This window comes from Streptomyces sp. NPDC005533, assembly GCF_042871845.1.
Classification (GTDB): Bacteria; Actinomycetota; Actinomycetes; order Streptomycetales; family Streptomycetaceae; genus Streptomyces.
The window spans coordinates 1-14,543 of record NZ_JBIAJH010000045.1 but is presented as its reverse complement, the minus strand read 5'-3'; the positions used below and the strand labels follow the sequence as shown (position 1 = coordinate 14,543).

At 67.5% G+C, this 14,543-nt stretch carries 9 protein-coding genes and 1 pseudogene; 4 read left to right on the top strand and 6 right to left on the bottom strand.

Features of this window, described 5'->3' with window-relative positions; all coding sequences use genetic code 11:
• The first annotated feature begins 799 nt into the window (after positions 1-799).
• Positions 800-6,118: a sacsin N-terminal ATP-binding-like domain-containing protein gene (locus ACFYP3_RS31100; RefSeq protein WP_388839773.1), complete on the top strand. Its 5,319-nt coding sequence runs from the start codon at positions 800-802 to the stop codon at positions 6,116-6,118.
• A 91-nt stretch (positions 6,119-6,209) separates the two neighbouring features.
• Here the strand turns inward: ACFYP3_RS31100 and ACFYP3_RS31095 are convergent, their stop codons facing one another.
• The 5 genes from ACFYP3_RS31095 to ACFYP3_RS31075 form a co-directional block, all read right to left on the bottom strand.
• Positions 6,210-6,380 carry a hypothetical protein gene (locus tag ACFYP3_RS31095; RefSeq protein ID WP_388839772.1) on the bottom strand — a complete coding sequence of 57 codons (171 nt, stop codon included), beginning with the start codon at positions 6,378-6,380 and terminating at the stop codon, positions 6,210-6,212.
• Between the two features lie 139 nt (positions 6,381-6,519).
• Positions 6,520-7,328 (bottom strand): IS5 family transposase gene (locus ACFYP3_RS31090; RefSeq protein ID WP_388839768.1). Its coding sequence is split into 2 segments (ribosomal slippage): positions 6,520-7,008 and positions 7,011-7,328, totalling 807 coding nucleotides; the frame shifts between segments, so codons are not numbered across the junction.
• A 479-nt stretch (positions 7,329-7,807) separates the two neighbouring features.
• Positions 7,808-9,232: a serine/threonine-protein kinase gene (locus ACFYP3_RS31085; RefSeq protein ID WP_388839765.1), complete on the bottom strand. Its 1,425-nt coding sequence runs from the start codon at positions 9,230-9,232 to the stop codon at positions 7,808-7,810.
• Positions 9,233-9,590: 358 nt separating this feature from the next.
• Entirely contained in the window at positions 9,591-11,018 is a 1,428-nt protein-coding gene (locus ACFYP3_RS31080) for a hypothetical protein (RefSeq protein WP_388839762.1), read from the bottom strand.
• Positions 11,012-11,620 (bottom strand): hypothetical protein, encoded by a 609-nt coding sequence (locus ACFYP3_RS31075; RefSeq protein WP_365194915.1) that lies wholly within the window; start codon positions 11,618-11,620, stop codon positions 11,012-11,014. The genes ACFYP3_RS31080 and ACFYP3_RS31075 overlap by 7 nt, the downstream gene beginning before the upstream one ends.
• Positions 11,621-11,939: 319 nt before the next feature.
• Here ACFYP3_RS31075 and ACFYP3_RS31070 point away from each other — a divergent pair.
• The 3 genes and pseudogenes from ACFYP3_RS31070 to ACFYP3_RS31060 all read left to right on the top strand — a co-directional run.
• Positions 11,940-12,125 (top strand): annotated as a pseudogene (locus ACFYP3_RS31070) (CorA family divalent cation transporter); the annotation flags it as partial.
• A 320-nt stretch (positions 12,126-12,445) separates the two neighbouring features.
• Positions 12,446-12,973: an SMI1/KNR4 family protein gene (locus ACFYP3_RS31065; protein WP_388839759.1), complete on the top strand. Its 528-nt coding sequence runs from the start codon at positions 12,446-12,448 to the stop codon at positions 12,971-12,973.
• Between the two features lie 182 nt (positions 12,974-13,155).
• On the top strand, positions 13,156-13,752 hold the full coding sequence (locus ACFYP3_RS31060; protein ID WP_388839756.1) for a hypothetical protein: 597 nt from the start codon (positions 13,156-13,158) through the stop codon (positions 13,750-13,752).
• Here the strand turns inward: ACFYP3_RS31060 and ACFYP3_RS31055 are convergent.
• On the bottom strand, positions 13,737-14,219 hold the full coding sequence (locus ACFYP3_RS31055) for a tyrosine-type recombinase/integrase (protein WP_388839754.1): 483 nt from the start codon (positions 14,217-14,219) through the stop codon (positions 13,737-13,739). The genes ACFYP3_RS31060 and ACFYP3_RS31055 overlap by 16 nt on opposite strands.
• Between the last annotated feature and the right edge of the window lie 324 nt (positions 14,220-14,543).

Sequence of the window (14,543 nt, the reverse complement as noted above, 5' to 3'; positions counted from 1 at the left end):
GGCCCACCCCACCCACAAGGCTCCAGCCAGCACACCGACCTGACCTGTCTCCGCGCATGCGCAGGGGACGGCCAGCCAGACGAAGCCTCGGCCTCGGTTTGGCGGCGAAAGAAGGGCGACGGCCTGGTCCCATACCTGCTGGCCCGCTGACCTTGAGTCGCGCATATCAAGGCGACCATCCGCTCCTCCCAAGTTCAACGTGTTGCCGGGGAGGCCATAAAGATCTTGGTCAAAAAGTGACGCAACCAACCTTTCCGCTTCGCTGGTGCCACCGGGGGCTGGGGAATACGCTGCCCTCCCCTGAGCCTTCCAGCCACCCGCCGAGCCTGCCGCCAGAGCAATGGTCATCGCGGAGCCGTATCGACACAGGTCCCCCGAGGGCCGGAGCCGATCTGGAAGCTCCGAGCAGTCGGGCAGAAGTGGGTAGACGGGATCGACGGCTCGGCCAGGGCGCACGGAGTCAATGTGGCGTAGCCCATCGTGCACAGATGCCTCGCTAAGCAGCAGCCGGTCGTCTCCGAATGCTCTCCGCTGGGGAGATTTTGGGGAGAACAAAGCCCCGCTGGGCACAGCTCTGCGGCGAGGTGGGCGCGGGAGCGACGCTCGACGCCGGGTAGCGCCTTCAGTGAGACCGCGCAATCGGCGCCAGCGCGGCCCGGGAATCACCTGCATGGATTCTATGGATTTGCGCGGTGAGGAGGCGCCGAAGTCTCCTCCATGGTCACTCAGGCAGGATGGCCCCGCCGAGTCCCTTACCCGCTGATAAGATCATCTTGCGGTTGTCTCGGGGGGGTACGACGTGACGGGTGCTGAACGTAGTCGGTCCGCGCAGGCGCGGTCTCGCAAGTCCGCCACCTGGCGCAAGACGGTCACGGACCGGGCGCTCATGGAGGCCCGTGGCTGCCTGCGGGACTGGCAAGACGGCCGGCAGTCGGCCCAGGAACTCAAATCCGTCGCTGAGAGGATCATCGCACCCGAGTACCAGGGGCGAGTTCTGATCGAGCTGTTGCAGAACGCCCACGACGCGCACCCCTCACGTGCCCTAGACGGGCGCCTCGAGATCCTCCTCGACGAGGACGAGGGCGAACACGGCACCCTGTACGTCGCCAACGGCGGAAGGCCCTTGGGTGCGGGGGACTTCGTCGACCTGTGCAACATCGGGCTCTCCAGCAAGCGCCCCGACGAGGGCATCGGGCACAAGGGCGTCGGCTTCAAGAGCGTTCTCCGACTCACCGAGTCGCCCGAGCTGTACAGCGTGTCACGGGCCGGTTCGAAGACGTTCGACGGCTTCTGCTTCCGCTTCGCCTTGCCCGGCGACTTCGCCCGGCTGGCCCGTCAAGTCGACCCCAACCAGGAAGGCCTGGCTGCCCACCTGGAGGACAACCTCTTCCGGCTCAAAGTGCCGATCCCCTTGGACGAAGTGCCGGAGGCCACCCAGCGCTTCGGGCGGCGGGGTTTCGTCACCGTCGTCCGGCTTCCGCTGCGCTCGCCGGAAGCGGCCAAGGCCGCCCGGGATCAGCTCGGTGAACTGATGGACGGTGCGGCCCCCTTCGAGCTCTTCCTGGACCGTTTGGAACGAGTGACCCTCGGCCGCAGGACGGCAGGCAGGACCCAGCGCAAGAGCTACGACCGCACGGTGCGCCAGCTCTACCGCTACCAGGGCCTCACGGTCCAAGAGGTCACGTTGCGCCGGGGGATGCGCCTGATCCTGGTGCGGGCGAAGGTCGACGAGCAACTGGCGCGGACGGCCATCGCAACCTCCGTCGATGAGGGAACCCTGCGCCCCGACTGGGCGGTGTGGGCGAAGAAGGCCGAGGTCAGCGTGGCCGTTCCGGTCGGCGATCCGCTGGACCGCGGCCGGCTCTATACGTTCCTCCCCATGGGGGAGCAGATCTCCTCGCCGCTCAACGGCTTCGTCAACGCGCCGTTCTTCGCCGAACTGAACCGGCGGTCCTTCAACGAAGCCATGCCCTGGAACAACCTTCTGCTGGACACCCTCGCGACGGCCTGCGCTCGTGCGGTCCTGCTCGGCGGCCGGGGGCGCCTCCCGCTGCCGGCCGGGGCACTGACAGACATGATGTGCTGGAGCCCGGACCAGGTGGAGCGGCTGGAAGCGGCGTTCGACGCGCTCGGCCACGAACTGGACTACGTGCCGTTCATGCCGGTGCTCGCCCCGGCCGGCGGGCGTACCTCCTTCAGGTACGGATACCTGTGGACCGGCCAGGACACCGCGAAGGTGTTCACCCCGGACGCCATCGCCGCCACCGGCCTGGAACACCTCATCGACCCCGGGCTCCACCCTGTCCGGCTGCGGCGCCTCGCCGTGCTGGCCGACGCACGCCGGCTTGCCCTCACCCCGGGGCCGGCTCATGTTGCCGGGTGGGCCGAACGGCTGGCGCAGAGGACCCTCAAGGATCCCCTCGACCCGGGCTGGTGGGCCGACTTCTACTACGACCTGTCCGTCGACTTCCCGAATGCCTCGGCGCTGCACGGCAAGGAGATCATCCTTAGTTCCACGATGACCCTCGCTCCCGCCGGCGCGGAGAGCGTCTTCCTCGAACGAGGCACCGATTCCGCGTCAGCCCTCCCGGCCCTGCCCGAAGGGCTGACCGATCACGTCCTCTTTGTCCATGAGTCGGTTGACTGGTCCGGAAAACGCGCCAAGCGTCGGGCCTCCGGGCGGCGCTGGCTGCAGTCCGAGCGCCTGGTCCAGGAGTACGGGTTCGAGGCCGTTCTCCGTGTGGTCACGGCGGCCATGGGAGCCGACGGCCAGGACGAGAGCCTGCGGTTCCAGTGCCTGCGGTACCTCTGCTCGGTATCAACCGCGCTGGAGCGAGCCGGCCGTAGGGCACCCGCGCTGCAGGGACTGACCGTACCGACCCGGGGTGGGTGGCTGGAGGCGAGCCGGGCCATGTTCGGGCCCGGCTGGCCCGGGGACCACCGTTCAGTGGACGAGACCCTGACCCGCTTCCTGGATGGTGTGCAAGGCATCCCCGTACTGGCGACGACCGCCGGCCGGCTCGTGCTGACACCCGAGGAGGTCTGCGGGAAATCGGGCCTGACTCCCCAGACCATGCTGCGGTTCCTGGAACGCAACGGCGTACGCCATGGCCTGCGGCCCCGCTACGAGGCGTTCTCGGGCGGCGTCAGAGGGGAGGGGCTCAACAGGCCGGAATGGTGGTTTTCTGGCATGTGGCACAAGGACGCGGGCGGCGACTTCCCCAAGCAGTGGCGTGACACCGCCGAACACTGGCCCAATCGACGGCCCGTCGCCCACGCCACCGTCGAATACCACCCGTCCCGCAAGGCGCTGGCCGTACTCCCCGGCCAGTACAACTACGCCGAGTTCGATGAGCAGAGCCGCCGGTTGTACGCGGAACTCATCGTGCATGGTCTTGGGACCTGGCAGGACAGCGATCTCGAGACGAGGTTCGTCCGTCCCGTGTCGGACAGCTACGGCACTCCGTGGCCGACACCGCTGTCGGCCTTCCTCGCCCAGGCACCCTGGATCCCTCAGATACCTGCTCAGGGAGGCGGGGTTACCTTCGCCCCGGCCGCGACGGCATGGTGGTGGTACTCCCACGAGACTCCACCCGACTACCTGACCGTGGTTCCCCCTGCGCTGCGTCGGCGGCAGTCCGCGGAGGTGCCCGACCGGCTGCGTCTGCTGGGCATCCGCGCCTGGGACGATCCGCGGAGCGCATCCGACCGGCTCCGTCATCTCCCCGCCCTCGTGGAGGAGCACGGGTACCTTCGCCAAGGGATGCACCGGTACGCGCTGAGCCGGGCATACGAGCAGGCCTGGTCGGAAATGCTCTCCGCACCCGAGGGCGCAGCAACCTCCCTGGCAGCGCCGGACCTCCTGCTCGTCGCACGGGCCGGCGTACTGGAGGCCCATCGGAGCGTGCCGGAGGGCGAGACCGTCTACGTACCCGACCCGCAGGGGGCACAGAACCAGAAACTACTCGAACGCGTCCCGGTTCCCCTCCTGCCGGTCGAGGACAGAATGCTCGGCCTGCGGATCCACAGGGACCTGAAGGCGCGAGGGGGATTCGCGCTCCGCCGCGCAAGCAAAGCCGACACCGACATCCGCGCAGGGGTCCTGCCCCTGGGCCAGGCACCGCGCGAATCGCTGCTGGCATACGCGGGTTCATGGCTCCGCACGTTCGTGGCAGCGGCGGTGGAGCTCGATGAGGAAAGGTCCTCGCGCCCGGACCCCGTAGCGCTGCCGGAAGTACTCCGGCGCTTGCAGGCGTGCGAGTTCACCGTGGCGCGCGAGGCCGTCGTCTGGGTCGCCGGGCACAGGGTCGAAGAATCGGCCGCCGATCACTCGCTCCTGCACCAGGACCCCACGCAACCGTGCCTCGTCATCCTGCACACGGGAGAGCCCACGAAGTGGCGGCTGCTGCGGAACGCGGCGGCGGGGCTCGCCGGTCTCGTCGGCGCGCCCTACCTAGCCAAGGGCCTGCGTGCGGCGCTCATCGAGCTACAGGAGCGCTGCCCGCAGACGGAGGAGATCGACGACGAGCAGATCGCGGCCGCACTCGACGTGCCCCTGCGCAGGCTGGAACTCGTCCTCGCGGACCGGGCCTCGCGGCGCTCCGGAAGCGCCCTGCTCGTCCCCCTCCTCGCCTGCGTCGACATCGACCTCGCGGAGGAGTTGCAGCGGAGCCTGGAGAGCTTCCACGGTCGTGCCGGACTGCGTGACTGGCTTGCGGGCAGGCTCGATATCCACCGTGCGGACGTGCTGCTGCGGCTGCTCGACGATGACGACCGGCAGCGACAACTGGCGGAGCTGTCGGTCTCGCTGGCCGACGCCAACCAGGCGTGGCGGACCCTGGGGCTGCCCACGCTCGACCACCAGGCCAGGCACCGACAGCAGTTCGAGGCGTGGCTGCAACGGAACCAGCCGGCCCTCGCCGCGCGGGTCCGCGACGCCCACGCCGGCGTGCACCGGTCGGGTCGCTCCCTCGCCGGATACCTGAGGCTGCGCTCGCTGCCGGGATTCGAGCCCGACCCCCTGTGGCACACGACCCTGTGGGACCTGTCACCCGAGCTGCTCCAGTTCCACGCGGACGCCTGGGCCGCGGCCCGACTTCCGGCTCCGCCCCGTCGACAGATCACCCTGCGCCCACTGGAGGAGGTCCGCGAGACGTCCATCGGCGCGGTCCACCGATCGCTGCCTAGGCTACGAGGCCTCATCGAGGAGTGGACGCGACGCGCAGGTACCGCATCGGCTCCCTCCCTGCCGGGTGCCGCCGACCTCGTCCAGAAGCTGGACGAAGAGGGCTTGCTCGATTTCGAGGCCCTCACCTCTGCGGTCCTCATCGGCTGGCTGAAGGGCCACGGCTACTGCCCCGACGGGATGCCCGCGACGGACCGACGCGCCGAACTGGGCCTGGATACGTCTCACGTGCCACTGCCCGGGCAGCGTTCCGGTAACAGCTCACCCTCCGGGTCCAACCCCGTGGCGGGGGGACCCGAACCGCACATCCTGCTCAACGGGATGCCCCTGCCTACCCAGCCGGACGAACTGAGGAAACTTGCCCAGGCGGTCGCCGGCGATCTGACCCCCGAGCAACTGGCCACGCCCGCCCAGCCGACAGGGTTCCTGGCCACGGTCGTTGGCAAACCCCGTCGAGCACCGGGGTCAGGCGGCGGATCCGGCGGCTACCGCGCCCCCACCACCGACCAGGACAAGACCACAGCCATCGGCCTCGCCGGTGAGACGGTCGTGGGTGCCTGGCTGCGTCAGCAGTTCGGTGTCCCCGAGGAGACCTCCTGGAAATCCAGCCTGCGTTCCCATGTCATCGCCGGCGGACTGGGGGACGACAGGCTGGGCTACGACTTCCGCATCCACGACGGAGACCGGACGTACCTGTACGAGGTCAAGGCCTCGGTCGGCAACAGCGGTGAGTTCATCCTCGGAGACTCCGAGGTGGAACGGGCCTCTCACCTGGGCCCGGACGAGACGTACATCATCGTGTACGTCTCTGACGTCCTGGACCGCACCCGCCGCCGCATCACCCCGCTACCTAATCCCTTCGGCGCACCAGGCCTGGCTGGTTACGAACTCGTCAGTACGAGGATGCGGCTCCGCTTCACCCTCTCACGGTAGAGGGTCCCGGATGATGCTCGCCGAACTCATATACGAACACTGGTAGATCGAGGCCCTGCACCACATCAGGGACGACCAGCGTGCCTCCTCATCAGAATCGCTTGGCGACCTGCAGCCCGGCTTCGCCAGGGGGCACGCCCGACGGGGAGTCGTCGGGTCGGCAGATCAGTTGCGCTTCCGCGATGCGACGCCGCACCAATAGCAACCGCCCCTTGTCCACCACAACGGTGGCGGCAACAGGCCGCTCAGACTCATCGGCCACAACAACCTCCTCGTCCTACAGTCCCACTCAGCGGCAATCCACCGCCAGAAGCTGCCTGCCCTGGGGGAAGCTGGGGAGGAATGAGGCCTCGTTGGGGGGCCGCTGGGGGGAATCGACTGCATAAGAGCTCGTAACAGGATCATGAGTGGGGCTTCTTGAGGCGTCGCCAGCAGATGAGGCTGCAGGCGAGGGAGACGAAGGCGTCGTGGAGTTCGGTGCGGCGTTCCCAGCGGACGGCGAGTCGTTTGAACTGGTGGAGCAGGGCGAAAGTCTGCTCGACGACGTAGCGGAGCTTGCCCATGTCCTTGATGTTCGGGCAGCCCTTGCGGGAGATGACGGGCAGGATCCGGCGTTTGCGCAGTTCTTCCCGGTTGGGGTTCGAGTCGTATCCCTTGTCGCCGAGCAGGGCCTCGGGACGCCTGCGGGGCCGGCCGGGCCTGCCCGCGACGGGCGGAATGCCGTCGACGAGGGCGAGGGTCTGGGTGACGTCGTTGACGTTCGCTGCAGTGGTGATCACCTTGAGCGGAGTACCGCGTCCGTCGCAGATCAGGTGGTGTTTGCTGCCCGTCTTCCGCCGGTCGACCGGCGACGGACCGGTGTCGGCGCCCCTTTTTTCGCCCGGATGTGGGAACCGTCCACGCAGGCCCGGGACCAGTCGAGCCGGCCGGCCGCATTCAGCTCGGCGAGCAGGACGCGGTGCAGCTGGTCGAAGACACCGGCCTGCTGCCACCGCTCCAGGCGGCGCCAACAGGTCTGGCCGGAGCCGAACCCCAGCTCAGGCGGCAGGAGTTGCCAGGCGATGTCGTTGCAGAGCACGTACAAAATGCCTTGCAGGCACAGCCGGTCCGCCACCGGCCGCGGCCCTGGTGATCGCTCCGGCCAGGGCGGCAGCAACGGCTCGATCAGTGCCCACAAGTCGTCATCCACGATCCACGGCCGAGTACTCACACCATCACGAACGGCCGAATCCTCACACCGGTCACGCCGACCAGGCAACTTCAGCAAGATCCTGTTACGAGCTCTAAGCGGGCAGCAGGAAGAAAGAGCCGGAAAGGCCGATTGCTACAGGCCAGACCGCCTGCACACCCGATTTCCGCAGGTCAGCGGCGTGAGGGCGACGACTTCACTGACGCGTGGTGTCGCCGGGTAGGCCACCAGTCAGCCTGCTGGTCATCGCGGCCAGCTGTGGCGGCGCCGAGGTTGGATTCGCCTCGGCCCCATAGCGGGACCGGCGGGGTTCCCCGGCCCGCGTATGCGGCCAGAAGACTCCGATCGGGATACGGCGATTCTCGCAGCGCGGTCTGTGCGGGCATTAGCCATTGCCTTCGGGGCTGGTGACCCGTCGCCGGTGAGCGGCGATGCCCCTCGGCGTCGCCGGTGTCCCGTGCTCCCACTTTCGTGGCGGTAGGGTAGGGAACCCTCGCAGGCTATGCGCCGTCAGAGGCGTCAGAGGCCTTCCGGTGCCAGGCCTCCGCCTGGGCGGCGCGCCCAGTGTCCTGCAGCAGAACTACGAGATTGTGCATCGCGTCGATGTAGCCAGTGGCAGCGGCTCTCCGGTACCAGCGTTCCGCCGGGCCGCTGCGCCCGCTGTTGTGCAGCAGGACTCCGAGGTTATTCATGCAGACGGCGTTGCCGGCGTCTGCGGCCTTTCGGTACCAGGCTTCCGCCTGGCCGCTGCGCCCGGAGTTCAGCAACAGCAGTCCGAGGTTCTGCATGGCGTTGGTGTTCCCAGCACTTGCGGCCTTCCAATACCAGGTTTCGGCCTCGGCCCCGCGCCCCGCGCCCTCCAGCAGCAGTCCGAGGTTGTTCATGGCGTCGGTGTTTCTGGTGTCGGCGGCTTTCCTGTACCAGGCTTCCGCCTCAGCGGTGCGCCCGGTGTCCTCCAGCAGCAGCGCGAGGCTGAACATGGCCTCGGTGTCTCCGGCTTCGGCGGCCTGCAGGTGGTGCTGCTCCTCGGTTTCCGAGACCTCCGCTGCCGGATCGGAGATTGCCCCGGGTGCAAGGCAGACAGAGCGCAGGAGTGCGGCGACGTCTTTGGCAGTGAAGGGACGGCCGGCGGGCTCTTTGGCAAGGAGATCGGTGACGAGAGTGTCGATGCCGGGCGGGATGGCGGGCTGGCGGGTGCTGGGCGGTTCGGGAATGGTGTACAGGTGCATGGCGATGACGGCGTACGCAGAGTCCGCTGTGAACAGGGCGCGCCCCGTGAGGAGCTCGTACAGGCTGACGCCCAGGGCATATAGGTCGGCCGCGTGCGTCGGTGTCTGTCCACGGAGTTGCTCAGGAGCTATGTAGAGAGGGCTGCCGAGCAGCGCTCCGGTCGTGGTCAGGCCGAGCGTGCCGTCCTGGATCTGGGCGATCCCGAAGTCACAGATCTTGACGGTGCCGTCGTCGAGCAGCATGAGGTTGGACGGTTTGATGTCGCGGTGGACGATGTTCTGCGCGTGGGCGGCGGCCAGCCCGTCGCACACTTGAGCGCCATACTCCAGCACCATCTCCAGGGGAAGCCCGCCGGGGTGGTCCTCACGTAGGACCGTCGCGAGATCACGCCCTTCCAGAAACTCCATGACGAGGAACGGAGAGACTTCCTCCTGCCCATCGCCTCTCGTCTCACGGTGCTCACCGAGGTCGTGGACGACGGCGATGTTGCGGTGGTTCAGCCGGGCGGCTGCCTCGCCTTCACGGCGGAAGCGTGCCAGGACCTGGGCGGCGAGCCGGTCATCACGGAGATGCGTGGCCAGCACCATCTTGATGGCGACGGTACGACGCAGCCGCAGATCGGACGCCGCCCACACCTCCCCCATGCCACCCTGCCCCAACCGGCTGTCGAGCTGGTAGCGGCCTGCTAACTCCATCCCCCTATGCATACAGATCACGGTATGCGACCCGTCCGCGATTGATCAGGAAACATCCGAACCCGCCGCCGCGCCACCTCCCGCGGCTGGCCCGGCAGTCCGGCAGTCCGGCAGTGCTGGTGCCAGGACCGGTGCGGCTGCCGACAAGCTGAAATGCACGACCCGCAGAAGCGCGCCTCGTCCGAGCGAAGCGCTCCGTTGGGGTGTGCTCCACGCCCTTTGTGGCTCAGTCCTGCCTCGCGGGTCCAGAGCTCGGCGTAGCTCGCAATACAGACGGCAAGTCCATCGGCGGCGCCAGGAGGTGATTGGGAACACGGCCCCCCGATCAACGGAACTCGGCCTTCCCTCTGTCCTCTGCTTACGCCTCTGGCAGGGGCGGCTGCGACCACTGTGCCGACGGCACAGGCCCTCCACCCAGCAGGTCGCGCAGCACGGCCGCATTCTCCTCACCGAATGGCCGCAGAAGGCGGAGAGCGGTCCCTAAAAGATCGGCGTAGACGAGCAACGCCCGAGCGCCGGGCGGGCCAGCCGTCTGTGTGGAAAAGTTACACCTCAAGGCGTACCCCCCGGGCGTCATAGCCAGAGCCTCGACGACCCCCTCCTCCTGCCCCAGAGCCGCGCTGATGCCGTCCAGTTGCGGGTCGTTGGTGACATCTTCGCCAGGCGAGTCGTATCCGATACTCCGGTTCGGCGTCATCATGCGAATCGACGTGAGCGTGATGCCGTGTCTGTTCGCCCGCTCACGTACCTCGGCCAGCAACGGAACCTCGTGCTCCTCGGGGAACTCCAGATCCTTGCGACTGCCAGCGATGTACGCAATGAAATCGGGCCCCTGCAAAGCCAGTCGCCCTCGGTCCACCATCCAGCGCCAACTGCCACCCGCACCGGTGCCCGCGCTGCGCCCTTCGACGACCATGCAGACATGGGCCTTCCACGCGCCGACGGCGCTGCGCATGAGGTGTTGCAGATTCTCGGTGCTTGTAATGCCGCTGTCGAGCAGCGGCTTGATGTCCACAAGCGGCTGGATACGCCGCCAGAAGTCTTCGTCGCCGATCTCCTCCGAGGACAACAGCAGGCTCAAAGAGGTCGCGTCGAGGGACGAGCGCAGCGGCACCTCGCCAGGGAAGTCTGTCATCGACCGGCCGCTGCCTTGCCACATTGCGGCCATGAAACTGGAAAGCCGGTGCGCCACACCCGGGGTCGTGCGCCGGCCAAGCGTGGTCAGGGCGGCACGAGTCGGGGCCTCCCGGCCCTCACGGGCCGCACCCACTCCCAGGTCCACCGAGGCGAGGAACTGCTCCACCTGGTCCTGTCCCATGATCCCGCGACCGCCTTCGACGATCGCGTCGGAAGCGAGTGCAACCGGCGAGCGGGTCGCCGAGTGGGAAGGCAGGGCCCCAAGCCCGAAGGGATCCAGAACGAGCGTCTGCCGCTCCCCCGCGATGTTGTCCAGTCGAGTCCACGCAGGACCTTCTCCGACCTGCCCCAGCGGCACGACGAGCGGTTGCTGCTCTCGTTCGAGCAACATCACGTCGTTGGCGAGGAGAACCGGATCGGAGGAAGCCCGCAGATAGACCCGCCGTTCAGCCGCCCGGCTGCCGCTCTTCCATGTCATCAGCAGGTCAGGAACGTAGGTGTGGTTGAAGAAGGTGGTCCGGACGATCTTGGCCGAGGGATACACCGCAAGCAGCCGACGCTGCACCACGTCCTTCACCCGTTCGACCGCCTCACGGGGGTCGGGGTGGTCGAGCGCGCGATCGATCTCAGGTGCGACGGGAGTCACCATGACGTCTTCCCCTGGCTGTTGTAGAAGCGGGCGACGACTCCACGCCAGTCGTCGAGTGGAACGAGCTTCTCCTGCTTCTCCGACATGACCACGATCCAGAGCCGCGCCGACAGCTCATTGACGATCTCGTCCTTGATCAGTTCTCGGGCTTCGTCGAGATCTTCCGTGCCCAAAGCGCGTACCGCTTCGGCCAGGACGGCTTCCCGGATCGTGTCCGGTGCTGTGAGCACGTCCCAATCGCGTGCACGGAACGGCGCCCAGCTGATCCACATGTAGTGATCGCCGAGCATGTAGTCCTTGCTGAGCGCGACGTAGCACTTGGCCAGAAAGCTCTTGTACTCCGTACCTTGATCACTTGAGTTCCGGCGCCACTTGACCTCGGCGCAGAACATCTGGCCATCCCAGTCCCCGCCACGCATGACCCCGCCGAGGTCGTAAGAGAACTGCTTCTCATTACCGTGCGGCCAGTGGAGGGTAAGCTTCTTCGCCCAGGCACCGTCCGTGTTGGTGTACGACTGGGCCACGCGCATGGTGCCCTCGAGCCATCTCTTCGCCCGCTGGACGGCCTCTGCACCTATGAGGTGCGCTTCTTCACCCGGCACCGGGAAAGGGTGCCTCAGCTACGTTTCCGCTTCAAGTGGTTGAAACCGGCCACCCTCTGTCGGCCACCGGTCGGCACCTGCGCGCACTGCACGTAGCGGGGCCGTGTATCCGAACCATGCCTTGACCAGCCACGATCTGTTCGCTGCGGTGTCCTCGGCTGGGGAGAATCTGGGGAGAATGAAGCCCCATTGGGGAGCGGCTGGGGAGGATCGGCCGTACACACGGGCAGCACGGTGAAAGAGCCGGAAAGGCTGATCGTCGCAGGTCGGACCGCTTGTTCGAGCGATTCCCGCAGGTCAGCGGTGTGAGGGTGACGACTTCAAGAAGATCTCCTCCTGGGCCGCCATCCTCTTCGCCCCCACCCTGGTCGGAACCATCTACGGCATGAACTTCGAGACCATGCCCGAGCTGAAGTGGGCAGGCGGCTACCCCTTCGCGATCCTCCTGATGGCAGTGGTCTGCGTCAGCCTGTACGTCATCTTCAAGAAGCGCGACTGGCTATAGCGACCCACCGCGCACGCTTGATCGACTTAGCGCAAGCGAACCATGGATCAAGCGCGCAGAGGCCCCGTGGGGAAAATCTGGGGAGAATCCGTCGGGCACCCACCGAGGCACTCCCCCGTACTCTGCGTCTGCCCTTCTCGCGACCGGAGTCGGACTGCAACAGCGCATGCCGGCGGACGTAGCGGAAACGGGTGGCACAGCGTCTGCCGTGCCACCCGTTCGCTGTTCCAGGCCTGCCCCTTCTTCCTGGATGGCTACGACCGACAGGTGTCCCGTGCCCGTAGACCACCGATGTCGGACCCCATGGCTAGCCTGTTCACGTGACGCCCACCGATGACCGACAGCTGCCCACCGTGGTGGCCACTGCGCTGGCCGTTCGATACGACCACGCGGCCGAGAACGGCATCGACTTCGAGCCCTTCCCGGCCTTCTTGACCGCCGCCGATACCACCGATTGGTTCCAAGCGTGGACCGGGAACAGCGAACTGGACGGCGACGACTTCCGCGTGTTCGGGCAGGACGGCTCGGGTGGGTACGCGGCGTTCTGGCTGATCCGCCCAGGCCGGCCCCTGGCCGAGCAGCCCATCGTCTTCCTCGGGTCCGAGGGAGAGACCGGTGTCGTCGCGCGCGACCTGGGCGACTTCCTGTGGCTACTGGCGGGCGGCTTCGGCCCCTGGGAACCTGCCACCTCGTACGAGCCCGACTGGACCCCGCGTCCCCACCAGGGACTGACGGCCATCGCTGAACAATTCGCACCGCACCGGCGCCGGTCGGCAGCTGCCGTGATCGAACTGGCCGCCCAGGAGTTCCCCGACTTCGACGACGTCATCATGGAGCTCTGCCGCTGAACCCAGCGCCCGCACCACCGCCACACGCACGGCAGGGGACGACCCGACGAGACGTCACTTGGAGGAGGATTTCATCGCCGCCTCGCCGACTCTGCGCCTCCGTGTCGTCTACGGAAACACGGCCGCTCACTCGAACGAACCGACCCAAGCGACGCGGCCAAGCTCCGCTGTAGCCTCTGGCCATGAAGCATGGGGAAGGAGAGGACTCGCTACTTCTGGACGCCAGCACGATGCTTGGCGCCGGACGGGACGCGGAGGAGGTCTTCACCGAACTGGCCGTGCGCACCGGCGATTGGGGTGCCTGCGCGTTGGCTGTGTGTCTGGCTCTGGGCGTACCCCAGACGGATGCCGAAGCCCGAATCCGCGAGGTACACCCCCTGCTCGAGGAATTCGCGGCGGGAGAAGAAGACTTCGCCGCCTCGCTCCTCGTCTGCGGCCAGGTATTCGTTGTCGACCGGGTGCTGGACGATCGCAGTGAGCGGATCCGCGACCTGTTGTGGGTCGCCGCTGGCGCCCGCTGGGGCTATCCCGGCAGCCTGCTCGCCTGGTTTCGTGGCGGGGAGCTCACAAAGCAGCTCACAAAGCTCTTCCTGTTCTTCGCGAAGACCCAGTTCCGGGGCAGGCGGGGGTCGCCCACCGACTTCTGGGCAGCCATGGTCGCAGCAGGGGAACTACTGGCGGGCGAGGACGGCCCGGACCAGGCAGACGTGACCGTGGGACTGGAACGGTGCCGCGCGCAGGCGGCCGCCCTCCGCACAGGCTCTCAGATGCCACGGTGAGACCGGACAAGGCCTTCAGGTACGTACGCCGGCACCATGCCGAGCAGGGCATCGAAGGCCGTGCGACCCCTGCCTCCGGCCTCGGGCATGAAGTGGGCGTAGTGGTCGAGGGTGATGGTCGGGCTGGAGTGGCCGAGCCACCGGGCGAGGGTGACCACGGACTCGCCCGCCTTGAGCATCACGGAGGCGTAGGTGTGCCGGAGGACGTGGAAGCCGTCCTTGCGGGACGCCTTCCAGCGCTGGCCCTTCTCCCGCACGGGGATCACTCCGGCCTTCGCGAGGGCGGGCTTCCACACCTCGTCGTTGAAGATTTTGCTGCGGATCGCGTTGCCGTAGGTCGTGGCGAGGAGCAGCGGGAAGGAGCGCTTCTCCCGATCGGCTTCGGGGCCGCCCCAGGGCAGCTCGACCTCGACAGCCGGATGCTGCAGGAAGTGTGCGCGCAGCTCGTCGGCCCCCGAAGGCGGCATGTCGACGACGCGGGTCTTCTCGCCCTCGGTGAGGTTGAAGTACAGGCGCCCGTACAGGAGCTGGACCTGTCGGCGGACGCGGATGCGCCGCGCTCGAAGTCGACGTCCGCCGGCGACAGCCCGAAGACCTCCCCCCGGCGCAGCCCACACCCGAGGGCTACGACGACGGCGATCCGGTACCGCTGGTTGATGTCGGCCCGTACCCGCTGCGCGGTCGGCAGCAGCCGGCTACTGAGCTTGTAGTCGTGGTGTCGTCAGTGTGAGCCCCGTTCCGGTGAGGCAGCCGTCGATGATGTCGCTGCGGTATTGGATCTGGCGGAGGCC